Annotated in this window: 14 protein-coding genes and 1 tRNA gene; 14 read left to right on the top strand and 1 reads right to left on the bottom strand. The window is 68.7% G+C overall.

Going from position 1 to position 14,293, the window contains the following annotated elements; all coding sequences use genetic code 11:
- Window positions 1-13: 13 nt before the first annotated feature.
- Window positions 14-1,336, bottom strand: coding sequence for a DNA-processing protein DprA (dprA, locus tag DIE02_RS18105; protein ID WP_260427282.1), 1,323 nt, complete (start codon window positions 1,334-1,336; stop codon window positions 14-16).
- Between the two features lie 185 nt (window positions 1,337-1,521).
- Here dprA and def point away from each other — a divergent pair, with 185 nt between their 5' ends.
- The 14 genes from def to DIE02_RS18035 all read left to right on the top strand — a co-directional run bounded on the left by def (window position 1,522) and on the right by DIE02_RS18035 (window position 14,286).
- Window positions 1,522-2,025 (top strand): peptide deformylase, encoded by a 504-nt coding sequence (gene def, locus DIE02_RS18100; protein ID WP_057924826.1) that lies wholly within the window; start codon window positions 1,522-1,524, stop codon window positions 2,023-2,025.
- A 34-nt stretch (window positions 2,026-2,059) separates the two neighbouring features.
- Window positions 2,060-3,052 carry a methionyl-tRNA formyltransferase gene (fmt, locus tag DIE02_RS18095; RefSeq protein WP_124486706.1) on the top strand — a complete coding sequence of 331 codons (993 nt, stop codon included), beginning with the start codon at window positions 2,060-2,062 and terminating at the stop codon, window positions 3,050-3,052.
- 110 nt (window positions 3,053-3,162) lie between these two features.
- Entirely contained in the window at window positions 3,163-3,804 is a 642-nt protein-coding gene (locus tag DIE02_RS18090; RefSeq protein ID WP_044847351.1) for a LysE family translocator, read from the top strand.
- 99 nt (window positions 3,805-3,903) lie between these two features.
- Entirely contained in the window at window positions 3,904-4,761 is an 858-nt protein-coding gene (gene htpX, locus DIE02_RS18085) for a zinc metalloprotease HtpX (RefSeq protein WP_006485774.1), read from the top strand.
- A 175-nt stretch (window positions 4,762-4,936) separates the two neighbouring features.
- Window positions 4,937-6,325 carry a 16S rRNA (cytosine(967)-C(5))-methyltransferase RsmB gene (rsmB, locus tag DIE02_RS18080; protein ID WP_124486705.1) on the top strand — a complete coding sequence of 463 codons (1,389 nt, stop codon included), beginning with the start codon at window positions 4,937-4,939 and terminating at the stop codon, window positions 6,323-6,325.
- Window positions 6,322-6,912: a DUF4390 domain-containing protein gene (locus DIE02_RS18075; RefSeq protein ID WP_124486704.1), complete on the top strand. Its 591-nt coding sequence runs from the start codon at window positions 6,322-6,324 to the stop codon at window positions 6,910-6,912. Before rsmB ends, DIE02_RS18075 begins: the two co-directional genes overlap by 4 nt.
- Window positions 6,902-9,316, top strand: a complete 2,415-nt coding sequence (esaS, locus tag DIE02_RS18070) for a sensor histidine kinase EsaS (RefSeq protein ID WP_044847353.1) — start codon at window positions 6,902-6,904, stop codon at window positions 9,314-9,316. The genes DIE02_RS18075 and esaS overlap by 11 nt, the downstream gene beginning before the upstream one ends.
- The gene (gene esaR / locus DIE02_RS18065) at window positions 9,317-10,018 is read left to right on the top strand and encodes a response regulator transcription factor EsaR (RefSeq protein WP_124486703.1); all 702 of its coding nucleotides are present in this window, start codon (window positions 9,317-9,319) and stop codon (window positions 10,016-10,018) included.
- A 60-nt stretch (window positions 10,019-10,078) separates the two neighbouring features.
- Window positions 10,079-10,154, top strand: a tRNA-Phe gene (locus DIE02_RS18060).
- A gap of 350 nt (window positions 10,155-10,504) precedes the next feature.
- Window positions 10,505-11,239, top strand: a complete 735-nt coding sequence (gene queC, locus DIE02_RS18055) for a 7-cyano-7-deazaguanine synthase QueC (protein WP_044847355.1) — start codon at window positions 10,505-10,507, stop codon at window positions 11,237-11,239.
- A 75-nt stretch (window positions 11,240-11,314) separates the two neighbouring features.
- Entirely contained in the window at window positions 11,315-11,947 is a 633-nt protein-coding gene (queE, locus tag DIE02_RS18050) for a 7-carboxy-7-deazaguanine synthase (protein ID WP_044847356.1), read from the top strand.
- Between the two features lie 18 nt (window positions 11,948-11,965).
- Window positions 11,966-12,418, top strand: coding sequence for a 6-carboxytetrahydropterin synthase QueD (queD, locus tag DIE02_RS18045; RefSeq protein WP_044847357.1), 453 nt, complete (start codon window positions 11,966-11,968; stop codon window positions 12,416-12,418).
- 306 nt (window positions 12,419-12,724) lie between these two features.
- On the top strand, window positions 12,725-13,510 hold the full coding sequence (locus DIE02_RS18040; RefSeq protein ID WP_044847358.1) for an HpcH/HpaI aldolase/citrate lyase family protein: 786 nt from the start codon (window positions 12,725-12,727) through the stop codon (window positions 13,508-13,510).
- Window positions 13,507-14,286, top strand: a complete 780-nt coding sequence (locus DIE02_RS18035) for a tetratricopeptide repeat protein (RefSeq protein ID WP_124486702.1) — start codon at window positions 13,507-13,509, stop codon at window positions 14,284-14,286. Before DIE02_RS18040 ends, DIE02_RS18035 begins: the two co-directional genes overlap by 4 nt.
- Window positions 14,287-14,293 lie beyond the last annotated feature (7 nt).

Below are 14,293 nucleotides of genomic sequence, written 5' to 3'. Positions count from 1 at the left end.
GGCACGGGCCGCCCTATGCGGGGGACTGTAGCACGCCGGACGCGGGCGGAGTGGGCGCCACGTCAAGCCGCGCGAAGCGTCCGCCGGGCACGCTCGCGACGCGGCCGGCCAGTTCGAGCGCGAGCAGCGCGCGGTGCAGCGCGTCATCCGACAGGCCGCTGTGCTCGGCGAGCCACTCGTAAGTAACGGGGCCGTATCCCAGTGCGGCGAGCACGGATCGCTCGGTCGGGTTGTCGGGCGGCACGCCTTCGTTTGTGGCCGATGCGATGGATGGAACGGCGCAATCCGGTTTCCCGACATGCTCGCCCGCGCGTCGCCCCAGCGTGCCGGATGTTTCGCCGTTATCGGGGCGCGTACCCGAATTCGCCGCGGCGTGGGCGGTGTGCGCTGCCGGTTCGTCCAGCCCGTACTCCTCGAGCACGTCGAGCGGTGTCGCGGTGAGCTTCGCGCCGTCGCGGATCAGCGCGTGGCAGCCCTGCGCGAGCGGCGCGTGGATCGAGCCCGGCATCGCGAACACGTCGCGGCCCAACTCGTTCGCGAGGCGTGCGGTGATCAGCGAGCCGGAGCGCGGCGCGGCTTCGACGACGAGCACGCCGAGCGCGAGCGCGGCGATCAGCCGGTTGCGCTGAGGGAAATGCGACGCCCGCGCGGGCGTGCCGAGCGGCCATTCGGACAGGATCGCGCCGCGCGCGGCAATGTCGTGCGCGAGCGTGCGGTGCCGCGCCGGATAGACGAGATCGGCGCCCGTCGCGATCACCGCGACCGTGCCGGCGCGGCCGTCGAGCCCGCCGCGATGCGCGGCGCCGTCGATGCCGAGCGCGAGGCCGGAGACGATCGCGAGCCCCGCGTCGGACAGCGCATGGGCGAAGCGCGTGGCGTCGGCGAGCCCTTGCGGCGTCGCATGGCGGCTGCCGACCACGGCGAGCCCGCGTGCGTGCAGCAGGTCGAGCCTGCCCTTTACATATAGCAGCGGCGGCGGGTCGTGCAGGTCGCGCAGCCGTGGCGGATAGACGGGATCGTTGAGCGTGACGATCGCGTTGCCCGGTGTATCGAGCCATGCCAGTGCGGCGTCGGTGCAGGCGTCGAGGTCGTCCCGCTCGCTGGCGCGCACCGCCCGCGCGGCGGCGGCGCTGCTCGCCGCGCCGATGGCCCGGTCGGACGCGGCGAGCAGCGCCGCCGGCGAGCCGAATGCGTCGAGCAACGCATGCAGCACGGCGGGTGAGATGCCCGGCGCATGCGCGAGCTGCAGCCACGCGCGCAATGCGGAAGTCGTCAGCGCTTGCGGCGACATGAGGTTCCCCTCGAACGCGGCGGCCAGCGGAGCGCGTGGCGCCATGATAAAATTTTCATCATCCGAAATACTCGACAGGGCCGCGCGCACGAGCGCCCGACCAATTGCAGGAGGCATGACCCGCGGCGTTGATATGCCGCGCGTCTGCCTCATCTTCATTGCATCCCGGCGGCGGCGCCAGCCGGCCGGATGGCCGATGCGGCACGCCGCTCCACCGAATACCGAACACCATGGCTTTGCTGAACATTCTTCATTACCCCGACAAGCGACTGCACAAGGTCGCGAAGCCCGTCGACAAGGTCGACGACCGGATCCGCAAGCTCGTCGCCGACATGGCCGAAACCATGTACGCCGCGCCGGGCATCGGCCTCGCGGCGACGCAGGTCGACGTGCACGAGCGCGTGATCGTGATCGACGTCTCCGAGGAGAAGAACGAGCTGCGCGCGTTCATCAACCCCGAGATCATCTGGTCGAGCGACGTGAAACAGGTCTACGAGGAGGGCTGCCTGTCGGTGCCCGGGATCTACGACGAAGTCGAGCGTCCCGACCACGTCCGTGTACGTGCGCTCAACGAGCACGGCGAGACTTTCGAGCTCGACTGCGAGGGCCTCCTGGCCGTGTGCGTGCAGCACGAGATGGATCACCTGATGGGGCGCGTGTTCGTCGAATATCTGTCGCCGCTGAAGCAGACCCGCATCAAGACGAAGATGAAGAAACTCGAACGCGCGATGTGACGCGCGTGTGCCCAGCCCGATCCCGAACGCTGTCATGACCCATACGTTGCGCGTGATTTTTGCCGGCACGCCGGAATTCGCCGCGGCCGCACTCGCCGCGATCCACGAGGCCGGTTTTCCGGTGCCGCTCGTGCTCACCCAGCCCGATCGCCCGGCCGGGCGCGGGATGAAACTGCAGGCGAGCGCCGTGAAGCGCTATGCCGTCGAGCACGGGATGCCCGTCGCGCAGCCGCCGTCGCTGCGCCGCGCGGGCAAGTACCCGGCGGAGGCGGCCGACGCGATCGAGCTGCTGCGCGCGACCCCGCACGATGTGATGGTGGTCGCCGCATACGGCCTGCTGCTGCCGCAGGAAGTGCTCGACATTCCGCGTGCCGGCTGCATCAACATCCACGCGTCGCTGCTGCCGCGCTGGCGCGGCGCCGCGCCGATCCACCGCGCGATCGAGGCCGGTGACGCCGAGACGGGCGTCACGCTGATGCAGATGGACGTCGGCCTCGACACCGGCGCGATGATCGAGGAAGCGCGCGTCGCGATCGCGTCCGACGACACGACCGCCACGCTGCACGACCGGCTCGCCGCCGACGGCGCGCGGCTGATCGTCGATGCGCTGGTGCGGCTCGAGCGCGACGGCACGCTGCCCGCCACGCCGCAGCCGGCCGACGGCGTGACCTATGCGGAAAAGATCGGCAAGCACGAAGCGGCGCTCGACTGGCGCAAGCCGGCCGACGTGCTCGCGCGCCAGGTGCGCGCGTTCGACCCGTTCCCGGGCGGCGTCGCCACGCTCGATGGCGCGGCCATCAAGCTGTGGGCGGCCGAGCCGGTGGCGGCGCGCGGCACGACTGTCGACATGGCGCCCGGCACGATCGTCGAGGCTGCTCCGGAGGGCGTGGTCGTCGCCTGCGGCAGCGGCGCGCTGCGCGTCACGCAACTGCAGAAACCGGGCGGCAAGCGGCTGCCCGCGCGCGAATTCCTGGCCGGCTCGCCGCTCGCCGTGGGCCAGCGCTTCGCGTTGCCTGACGCGGCCTGAGCGTCATTCGACACGGCATCGCGTCCGCGCGCAATCGGCCGGATGGCCGAGTCGCGCAGCGCGGCAGGCGCGCGTAGAATTTCCCTGCGCATTCCGGTTTCGAGGTTCTCATGCTTGGCATCACCCATTTCGGCTTCTTCGTGCTCGCGGTCTTCCTGCTGAACGTCACGCCCGGCCCCGATACGGCGTACATCGTCGGCCGCAGCGTCGCGCAGGGCCGTGGCGCGGGGCTGATGTCGGCGCTCGGCATCTCGGCCGGCTGCTGTGTGCACACGCTTGCGTGCGCATTCGGCCTGACCGCGCTGCTCGCGGCGTCGGCGGCCGCGTTCACGGCGATCAAGCTGGTCGGTGCCGCTTACCTGATCTACCTCGGCGTGCGCATGATCGTCACGAAGCAGGCCGCCGCGCCGGCAGGCGCCGAGGCGGCGCAGGCCACGGCCGCGAAGCCGCTGCGCCAGCTGTTCATGCAGGGTTTCTGGACCAACGTGCTGAATCCGAAGGTCGTGCTGTTCTTCGTGTCGTTCTTCCCGCAGTTCGTGTCGGCCGACAGCCCGCACAAGGCGCTGGCGTTCCTGGCCCTCGGCTCGGTGTTCCTCGTGATGAGCACCGTCTGGAGCTGCATCGTCGCGTGGGTCGCGGGTAGCGTCACGCAGCGCTTTTCCGGCAAGCCGGGCGTCAGGAAATGGCTGGATCGCACGGTGGGCAGCGCCTTCGTCGGCCTCGGGCTGCGGCTCGCGGCGACGCAACGCTGAAATTGAATTTTTCCGGCAAGACCTTATCTAACAAATCGCTTACAATTTTCCGCCGCGCACTATGATGTCGGCGGGTCCCCTGACGGATAAGGAGTGGGTATGTTCAATTGGGTCAAAACGGCGATGCTGATGGCCGCGATCACGGCCCTGTTCATCGTGATCGGCGGCATGATCGGTGGCTCGCGCGGCATGACGATCGCGCTGCTGTTCGCGCTCGGCATGAATTTCTTCTCATACTGGTTCTCCGACAAGATGGTGCTGCGCATGTACAACGCGCAGGAAGTCGACGAGAACACGGCGCCGCAGTTCTACCGGATGGTGCGCGAGCTCGCCACGCGCGCGAACCTGCCGATGCCGCGCGTCTATCTGATCAACGAGGACGCGCCGAACGCGTTCGCCACGGGCCGCAACCCCGAGCACGCGGCAGTCGCCGCGACGACGGGCATCCTGCGCGTGCTGTCCGAGCGCGAGATGCGCGGGGTGATGGCGCACGAGCTCGCGCACGTGAAGCACCGCGACATCCTGATCTCGACGATCACCGCGACGATGGCGGGCGCGATTTCGGCGCTGGCCAACTTCGCGATGTTCTTCGGCGGCCGCGACGAAAACGGCCGTCCGGCCAACCCGATCGCGGGGATTGCGGTCGCGCTGCTCGCGCCGATCGCCGGTGCGCTGATCCAGATGGCGATCTCGCGGGCGCGCGAGTTCGAGGCCGACCGCGGCGGCGCGCAGATCTCCGGCGATCCGCAGTCGCTCGCCACCGCGCTCGACAAGATCCATCGCTATGCGGCCGGCATCCCGTTCCAGGCGGCCGAAGCGCATCCGGCCACCGCGCAGATGATGATCATGAACCCGCTGCACGGCGGCGGCCTGCAGAACCTGTTCTCCACGCACCCGGCGACCGAGGAACGCATCGCGCGCCTGATGGAGATGGCCCGTACCGGCCGCTTCGACTAAGTCGCGCAGCGCTCGACACATCGCCCCGCATGCCCCGCGCTGCGGGGTGTTTCATTTGTGCGCCCCGTAAAGGGGCCGCATGACCTCACGCTACAATGCGCGGTTTGGAATCGCGGCGGCCATGCGGCCGCAGGGTTCCCGCCGCTCGCGGCACCCGTTTGCCGATTTTGCTCCGATGACACGAACCCGTTCCTCCGCCCCGTCTTCCTCCGGCCGCCCGGCGCGCCCGTCCGCGCTGCATCTCGCGCCCGATTCGCTGGGCTTCGCGCTCGACGCGGCCGCGCAGGCAGTCGATGCGGTGCGGCGCGGCACCGCGCTGCCGGCGGCACTGGCCGCGGTGTTCGCGCAGATGCCGGCCGGCACGCAGGCGCTCGCGCGTGGCGCGACGCAGGACGTTGCATACCGGACGATGCGTCGTCTCGGGAGCGCCGATTGGCTGATCGGCCGGCTCGTCAGCAAAGCGCCGCCCGCGCATGTGCATGCGGTGCTCGCCGGCGCATTCGCGCTGCTGCTCGATCCGGAGGAAACGGCTGCATATCCGGCGTTCACGATCGTCGACCAGGCCGTGACTGTAATCGGCGCGCGACGCGAATACGCGTTCGCGAAGGGGCTGGTCAACGCGGTGCTGCGGCGTTTCCTGCGCGAGCGCGACGTGCTCGTCGCGGCGCTGCAGGACGATCCGGTCGCGCGCTGGAATTACCGCACCTGGTGGGTCGACGCGGTGAAGCGCGCATGGCCCGACGCATGGCAGGCGATCCTCGCGGCCGGCGAGCGCCAGGGGCCGCTGACGCTGCGTGTGAACGCGCGCCGCGCGAGCGTCGACGCGTATCTCGACACGCTGCGTGCGAGCGGGATCGACGCGACCGCGATCGGCCGTCACGCGGTGCGGCTCGCGTCGGCGCTGCCGGTCGATCGCATTCCGGGCTTCGCCGATGGCGTCGTGTCGGTTCAGGACGCCGGCGCGCAGCTCGCGGCCGAATGGCTCGGTGCGCGCGACGGCATGCGCGTGCTCGACGCGTGCGCGGCACCGGGCGGCAAGACCGGGCATATCCTCGAACTGGCCGACGCGGAAGTCGTTGCGCTCGAAAGCGACGCGACCCGCGCGGCGCGCATCGGCGAGAACCTCGCGCGCCTGTCGCTCGCGGCGGACGTGCGCGTCGGCGACGCGGGCGCACCGGACGCGTGGTACGACGGCCGTCCGTTCGATCGCATCCTGGCCGACGTGCCGTGCTCGGCGTCCGGCATCGTGCGCCGTCATCCCGACATCCGCTGGCTGCGCCGCGAAGCCGACATCGCCGCGCTCGTCGCGGAACAGCGCCGCATCCTGAGCGCGTTGTGGCCGCTGGTGAAACCGGGCGGCGAACTGCTCTACGTGACCTGTTCGATCTTCCCCGAGGAAGGTGAATTGCAGGCGCGCTGGTTTGAAGCGGCCTGTGAAGATGCGGTACGATTGGACGCGCCCGGCCAACTGCTGCCGGGCGGCGTGCACGGCGGGGCGGCCGGCGCACGCGACCAGAACACCGATCACGACGGATTTTTCTACGCGCGGTTTCAGAAACGGTGACGATCAAACACCTTTTTCCACTTCGGCTTGCGGCCGTCCTGCTGGTCGCGTTGACGCTGTGCATGACGGTCGTTCGGCCGGCGCGCGCTGAGTCGATCGCCGTGCAGCGTGCATCGCTGCAGGCTGACGGAAGCGGCTGGAGCCTCGATGCCCGCTTCGATTTCGAGCTGAATCCGAACCTCGAGGATGCCGTCAACAAGGGCATCCCGCTTTACTTCACGACCGATTTCGAACTGGGCCGCGCGCGCTGGTACTGGTTCGACGAGCAGCCGGTGTCGGTGTCGCAGACGATCCGGCTGTCGTTCCAGCCGCTCACGCGCGAGTACCGCGTGTCGACGGGCGGCCTGCAACTCGGCTTCCCGTCGCTGAAGGACGCGCTCGCGGTCGTCCGGCACATCACGTCGTGGCACGTGATCGACCGCAACCAGGTGCGTGCCGGCGAAACCTACACGGCCTCGGTGCGGATGCAGCTCGATACGGCGCTGATGCCGAAGCCGTTCCAGGTCGACGCGGTGAACAACCGCGACTGGACGCTCGGGTCGGACTGGAAGCGCTTTACCTTCACGGTGACCGAACGTGCTAAATAAAGTGCGCCGCGCGGCCAGTGGGAAGAGCCTCCTCGTTCGCGTGATCGTCTCGACCGTCGCGATCACCGCATTGCTGCTGCTCGTGCTGCTCGCGGCCGCGAGCGCGAATACCGAATTCTTCGACCGCTACTACTCGTGGCTGTACGCGACGAACATCGTCGTCGCGCTCGTGTTCCTGCTCGTGGTGCTCGGGCTGATCGGGATGATCGTCGTGCGCCTGAGGAAGGGCAAGTTCGGCACGCGGCTGCTCGCGAAGCTCGCGGTGTTCTTCGCGCTCGTCGGCGTGGTGCCGGGCGGGATCATCTACATCGTGTCGTACCAGTTCGTGTCGCGCAGTATCGAGTCGTGGTTCGACGTGAACGTCGAGACCGCGCTGACGGCCGGCCTGAACCTCGGCCGCGGGATGCTCGACGCGTCGCTGTCCGACCTGCAGACGAAGGCGCGGCTGATGTCCGACCAGCTCGCGAGCGTCGATGCGAACACGAACGGCACGACGCTCACGCTCTTGCGCCTGCGCGACCAGTTCGGCGTGCAGGATGCGACGATCGTCGAGCCGAGCCGCGGCGGCTCCGGCGCGGCGCCCGACCTGCACATCGTCGCGCAGGCATCGGGCAATTTCGCCGCGCTGATTCCGGACGACCTGCCGACGCCGCTGATGCTGAGCCAGGCGCGCGAACACGGCGCGTATGCGGCGATCGAGGGCGAGGTCGACGGCGACCCGCGCGCGCATGGTGCGAAGGGCGCGCTGCGGCTGCGCGTCGTGCGGCCGATTCCCGATGCGACGACGTCGCTGCTGCAGCCGGCGGAGCGGTTCCTGCAGCTCACGCAGCCGGTGCCACCCACGCTCGCGCACAATGCAGACGCAGTGCAGCGCGCGTATCGCGAGTACCAGGAAAAATCGCTCGGCCGCACGGGCTTGCGCAAGATGTACATCGGCACGCTGACGCTCGCGCTGTTCCTCGCGACCTTCATCGCGATGATGCTCGCGCTCGCGCTCGGCCAGCAGCTCGCGCGGCCGCTGTTCCTGCTCGCGCAGGGCACGAAGGAGATCACGGAAGGCGACTACACGCCGAAGCGCGAGATCAAGTCGCGCGACGAGCTCGGCTTCCTCACGCAGTCGTTCAATGCGATGACGCGCCAGCTGTCCGAGGCGCGGCTCGCGGTCGAGAAGAACCGCGTCGCGCTCGAGCATTCGAAGACCTATCTCGAGAGCATCCTCGCGAACCTGACCGCCGGCGTGTTTGTGCTCGACCGCCAGTTCCGGCTGACGACGGCCAACCGCGGCGCCGAGCGAATTTTCCGCCAGCCGTTCGGCGCGATGATCGGCACGGCGCTCGACCGGATCGGCGTCGTCGCGGAATTCGGCGCGATGGTGCGCAAGGCGTTCGCCGATCGCGAAGCGGCGTCCGACGACGGCGGCGGCGACCGCGGCCACTGGCAGCAGCAGTTCGCGATCGAAGTGCCGGGCGAAGCCGATCCGCTGACCTTGCTCGTACGCGGCACGCGCCTCGTATCGACCGTCGAGGGCGAGGCCGACGATCCGCAAACGTCCGGCTACGTCGTCGTGTTCGACGACATCTCCGACGTGATTTCCGCGCAGCGTTCGGTCGCATGGGGCGAGGTCGCGCGGCGGCTCGCGCACGAGATCAAGAACCCGCTGACGCCGATCCAGCTGTCGGCCGAGCGGCTGCAGATGAAGCTGTCCGACAAGCTCGCGCCGCCCGATGCCGACGTGCTCAAGCGCGGCGCGACGATGATCGTCAACCAGGTGGCCGCGATGAAGCGGATGGTGGACGACTTCCGCGAATATGCGCGCACGCCGCCGGCGGTGCTCGCCAACCTGCAGCTGAACGAACTGGCGAGCGAGGTGCTCGGGCTGTATGGTGTCGGCGAAGGCAAGAGCGCGATCGTCGCCGAACTCGCGCCGTCGCTGCCGGTGATCCGCGGCGACGCGACGCAACTGCGCCAGGTGATTCACAACCTGCTGCAGAACGCGCAGGATTCGGTCGCGGAAGTCGCGCATCCGCGTGTGTTGATCGAAACCAAGACAGTAGAATATGGCGACCCCGACGCCGAGGGCAAAACGCGCGTCGCGGTACGTCTTACCGTGTCCGACAACGGGCCCGGTTTTCCGGCACGCATCCTGACACGTGCGTTCGAGCCTTACGTGACGACGAAGGCGAAGGGCACGGGGCTCGGATTGGCCACGGTCAAGAAAATCGTCGATGAGCACGGCGCGCGGATCGATCTGCGCAATCGCATGCACGGCGAGACCGTCGAGGGTGCGCAGGTGTCGATCCTGTTCCTGCAGATGGCGAGCGATACGCCAGGCGTCGAATCCGGCGCGCAGGGCGGGGCGGCTCCCGCCAAGACAAAAGCAAGTGTGCAGACAAAGGCAGCGTAAATGGCAACCATCCTGGTGGTAGATGATGAAATGGGCATCCGGGAATTGCTCTCGGAGATCCTCAGCGATGAAGGACATGTCGTCGAGGCGGCGGAAAACGCGCAGGCCGCGCGGGAATACCGTCTGAATCAGGCGCCCGATCTCGTGCTGCTCGATATCTGGATGCCCGATACCGACGGCGTCACGCTGCTCAAGGAATGGGCGGCGCAGGGCCTGTTGACGATGCCCGTGATCATGATGTCCGGGCACGCGACGATCGATACCGCCGTCGAGGCGACGAAGATCGGCGCACTCGATTTCCTCGAGAAGCCGATCGCACTGCAGAAGCTGCTGAAGTCCGTCGAGCACGGTCTCGCGCGCGGCGCGGCACCGGTGTCTGCCAACGCGGCGGCGAAGGCGGGCGCCGGCCAGGCATCGGGCCCGGCGGCGGTCGCGTCCGCGGCCGCGCTGCCGACGCTCGGCGACGACATGGCCGCGGCGCTCGGCCTCGCGGGCCAGACGGCCGCGATTCCGTTCGACATCCCGTTGCGCGAAGCGCGCGACGCGTTCGAACGCGCGTACTTCGAATATCACCTCGCGCGCGAGAACGGCAGCATGACGCGCGTCGCGGAGAAGACGGGCCTCGAGCGCACGCACCTGTATCGCAAGCTCAAGCAGCTCGGCGTCGAGCTCGGCAAGAAGCCGTCGGAAGGGGCCGTATAAGAAATTTCACGAAACCCCTTGTGCGACTCAATAAAGCTCGATATACTTTGTTTCTTCGTTGGCCCGGTAGCTCAGTTGGTAGAGCAGCGGATTGAAAATCCGCGTGTCGATGGTTCGATTCCGTCCCAGGCCACCAGCAGTTCCAACCCCAAGAATCGGAAGGTTCTTGGGGTTTTTCGTTTGTGGTGGGTTCGCGCGGCATTGGCGGTGCGCCCGGCAGCATTCGCCGGGGCGTGATAAAATCCGTGCCCGCTCAATGACTTAGCGCATCGCTTCATGCGCACGGCAAGGCTGCCCGCAGGCGCTGCCGTGATGTGCGGCAACGAAGCCGCGCGATGGGCGGTATAAGCGCTCCGCCGCGTTCGCGGCCGACCGCGCTGCCTATACTGGTCGAGCCGGCGCAGGCCGGCACGCGTCGGGCCGCCCGGCGGCAGCCGGCCCCGGGGCGCAGCGCGACGCGAGCCTACACATTCACGGAGTATCACGGTGATTCGGACAGACGCTAAAGACGGCGCGCTCGTGTTGTTTTCCGGCGGGCAGGACTCGGCCACGTGCGTGGCCTGGGCCCTCGAACGCTACCAGACGGTCGAGACGCTCGGCTTCGATTACGGCCAGCGCCACCGCGTCGAACTCGAATGTCGCGAAGGCGTGCGCGACGCGCTGAAGCGTCAGTTTCCTGCCTGGGCGGACCGCCTCGGCGACGATCACATGGTCGACCTGTCGGTGCTCGGCGCGATCAGCGATACCGCGATGACCCGCACGATCGAGATCGAGACCGCGGCGAACGGCTTGCCGAACACGTTCGTGCCGGGCCGCAACCTGCTGTTCATGACGATCGCGGCCGCGATCGCCTATCGCCGCGGCTTGCGCGTGCTGGTCGGCGGGATGTGCGAGACCGATTTCTCGGGCTACCCGGACTGCCGCGACGATACGATGAAGGCGCTGCAGGTCGCGCTGAACCTCGGCATGGACACGCGCATGGTGCTCGAGACGCCGCTGATGTGGCTGGACAAGGCACAGACCTGGCAACTCGCCGAACAGCTCGGCGGCGAGGCGCTCGTCGAGCTGATCCGCGTCGAGACGCACACGTGCTACGTGGGCGAGCGCGCGGAACTGCACGACTGGGGCTTCGGCTGCGGCGAATGCCCGGCCTGCAAGCTGCGCAAGCGCGGCTACGAGGCCTACCTGAAGGGCGAGCGCGTGACCGAAGCACCGCTGTGACGCGGGTGCGCCGGCCGCGCCGGATGGATAACGGATTCTGATCGACAACGAGCGGCGCGAGCCGGACGAAGCACGATGACTTACGCGGTCAAGGAAATTTTCTACACGTTGCAGGGCGAGGGCGCGAACGCGGGCCGTCCGGCCGTGTTCTGCCGGTTCGCCGGCTGCAATCTGTGGTCGGGTCGCGAAGAGGATCGGGCGGACGCCGTGTGCCGCTTCTGCGATACCGACTTCGTCGGCACCGACGGCGAGAACGGCGGCAAGTTCAAGGACGCCGACGCGCTCGTCGCGACGATCGCCGGCCTGTGGCCGGACGGCGAGGCGCACCGCTTCGTCGTCTGCACGGGCGGCGAGCCGATGCTGCAGCTCGACCAGCCGCTCGTCGACGCGCTGCACGCGGCGGGCTTCGAGATCGCGATCGAGACCAACGGCTCGCTGCCGGTGCTCGAGACGATCGACTGGATCTGCGTGAGCCCGAAGGCCGACGCGCCGCTCGTCGTCACGAAGGGCAACGAACTGAAGGTCGTGATCCCGCAGGACAACCAGCGGCTGGCCGATTACGCGAAGCTCGATTTCGAGTATTTTCTCGTGCAGCCGATGGACGGCCCGTCGCGCGACCTCAATACGAAGCTCGCGATCGACTGGTGCAAGCGGCATCCGCAGTGGCGGCTGTCGATGCAGACCCACAAATATCTGAACATTCCCTGAGCCACGGCTTTTGACATCGTGCTGATTACCCGAAAACTCGAATTCGACGCGGGCCACCGCATTCCCGATCACCGCAGCCAGTGCCGCAACCTGCACGGCCATCGCTACGTGCTCGAAGTCACGCTGCGCGGCGATCTCGTCGATACCGAGGGGGCGCCCGACCGCGGCATGGTGATGGACTTCGCCGACGTGAAGGCGCTCGCGGTCGAGCACCTCGTCAACAAGTGGGATCACGCGTTCCTGGTCTATGCGCGCGACGAAGTCGTGCGCTCGTTCCTCGAGCAGATGGCCGACCACAAGACCGTCGTGCTCGACCGGATCCCGACCGTCGAGAACCTCGCGGCGATCGCGTTCGACATCCTCGCGAACGTGTACGACGCGCACTACGGCGTGAACCTGCGCCTGGAGCGCGTGCGCCTGTACGAAACGCCGAACTGCTGGGCCGACGTCGAGCGCCAGCCCGGCCGCTGATCCTGCCTTCCCGGCAGCCCCGCCAGCCGGCGCGGGCTGCCTGCCGCCGCGCCGCGCGGCCTCGCCCGGCGCCGTTCCCCGCCTGTTCCCACATTCCGCGTGACGCCGCGCTATGATCGTTGCGTGGCACCGGAAAACGCATCCGTGCGACATCGCGCGGCCTGCGCTGTCAGATCCGCTGCTCACGACCGACTGACGTTCCAGGGCCCGGTCCGGCGCCGCCGGGCATCGCGGCCCGGCGCATTGCGCCCGCTTCGCCCGTTGCTTGTCCCGTTCGATTGCCGTTCCGTCCAGGAGCCCGTATCGATGAGCACGCTCACCAATTCCCTCAAACAACGCCTGCACGACGGCGACGAGCCGCTGTACGGCCTGTGGCTGTCGCTCGGCTGCGATTCGGCCGCGGAAGCGCTCGCCCACGCCGGCTACGACTGGCTCTGCATCGACATGGAGCATGCGCCGAACGACAGCCGCGACGTCGCGTCGCAACTGCGCGCGCTGGCCGCCGCGCACCTGCCGAGCGAGCCCGTCGTGCGTGTGCCGGGGCGCGAGCCGTGGCTCGTGAAGCGCGCGCTCGACGCCGGCGCGCGCACGCTGATGTTCCCGTGCATCGAGACGCCCGACGAGGCCGCGCACGCGGTGCGGCTCACGCGCTTCCCGTCGCCGGATTCCCCCGACGGGTTGCGCGGCGTGGCCGGCATGGTGCGTGCGGCGGCGTTCGGCATGCGCCGCGATTACCTGCAGACGGCGAACGCGCAGGTCGCGGTGATCGTGCAGATCGAATCGGCGCGCGGTATCGACGAAGTCGAGCGGATCGCCGCGACGCCGGGCGTCGACTGCCTGTTCGTCGGCCCGGCCGATCTGGCGGCAAGCCTCGGGCACCTCGGCGACAGCCGCCATCCGGACGTCGAAACCGCGATCGCGCGCGTGCTCGCGGCCGGCAAGCAGGCCGGCGTCGCGGTCGGCATCTTCGCGAGCGATACCGCAACCGCGCGCCAGTATCGCGAGGCCGGCTTCCGGATGATCACGCTGTCGGCCGACGTGAGCTGGCTGCTGCGTGCGACGCGCCAGGCATTGCAGGAGGTGCGGTCATGAACGATGGCGACGGCGCGGGGCACGAAGGTGTGCGGCTTACGGCCGGTGTACGCGGGCGGATCGGCGCGCTGCTCGGGCTGTGGGCCGTATGCGTCGCGGCGGTTGCGCAGAATGCGCCGCACGCGAAGCCGGACCCGGCGCGCGAGACGCAATCCGCAGTGGCCGACTACAACGCGGGCGACTATCGCGCGGCGCTGGTGCAGTTCCACGACGCGGCCGAACGCGGCGACCGGCTCGCGCAGTTCAACTACGCGATGATGCTGCTCACGGGTGTCGGCGTGACCGCGAACGTCGACGAAGGGCTGCGCTGGCTGAAGCGGGCGGCCGACGCGAACATGTCGCATGCGCAGTACGTGTACGGGCGCATGTTCGACGACGGCGAGTTCGTTGCGCGCAACCCGGCCGAAGCGCACCGCTGGTTCCTGCGCGCGGCGAAGCAGGGGCACGTGCAGGCCGAGCTGTCGCTCGCGAACCAGTTCCTCGACGGGCGCGGCACGCCGCGCGACAACCGGCGGGCGTTCGAGTGGTACAAGCAGGCGGCCGACGCGGGCGAGCCGACCGCGCAGTACGTGACCGCGTCGTTCTACGAGCGCGGTGGCGACGGCGTCACGCAGAACCTGAACATCGCGCGCGCGTATTACGCGGCCGCGGCCGCGCAGGGCGACGAGACGGCCGGGCTGAAATTCAAGGAACTGAGCGCGCGGCTCAAGGCGCAGGAGCCTGCATCGGGCGCCGGTGCGGATCATGGGAGCCCGCGCGCGACGCCACCGCAGTGAGTAGGCA

The sequence above is a fragment of the Burkholderia sp. Bp8991 genome (assembly GCF_003853795.1).
GTDB lineage: Bacteria > Pseudomonadota > Gammaproteobacteria > Burkholderiales > Burkholderiaceae > Burkholderia.
This window is presented reverse-complemented; position numbering and strand designations above follow the sequence as displayed.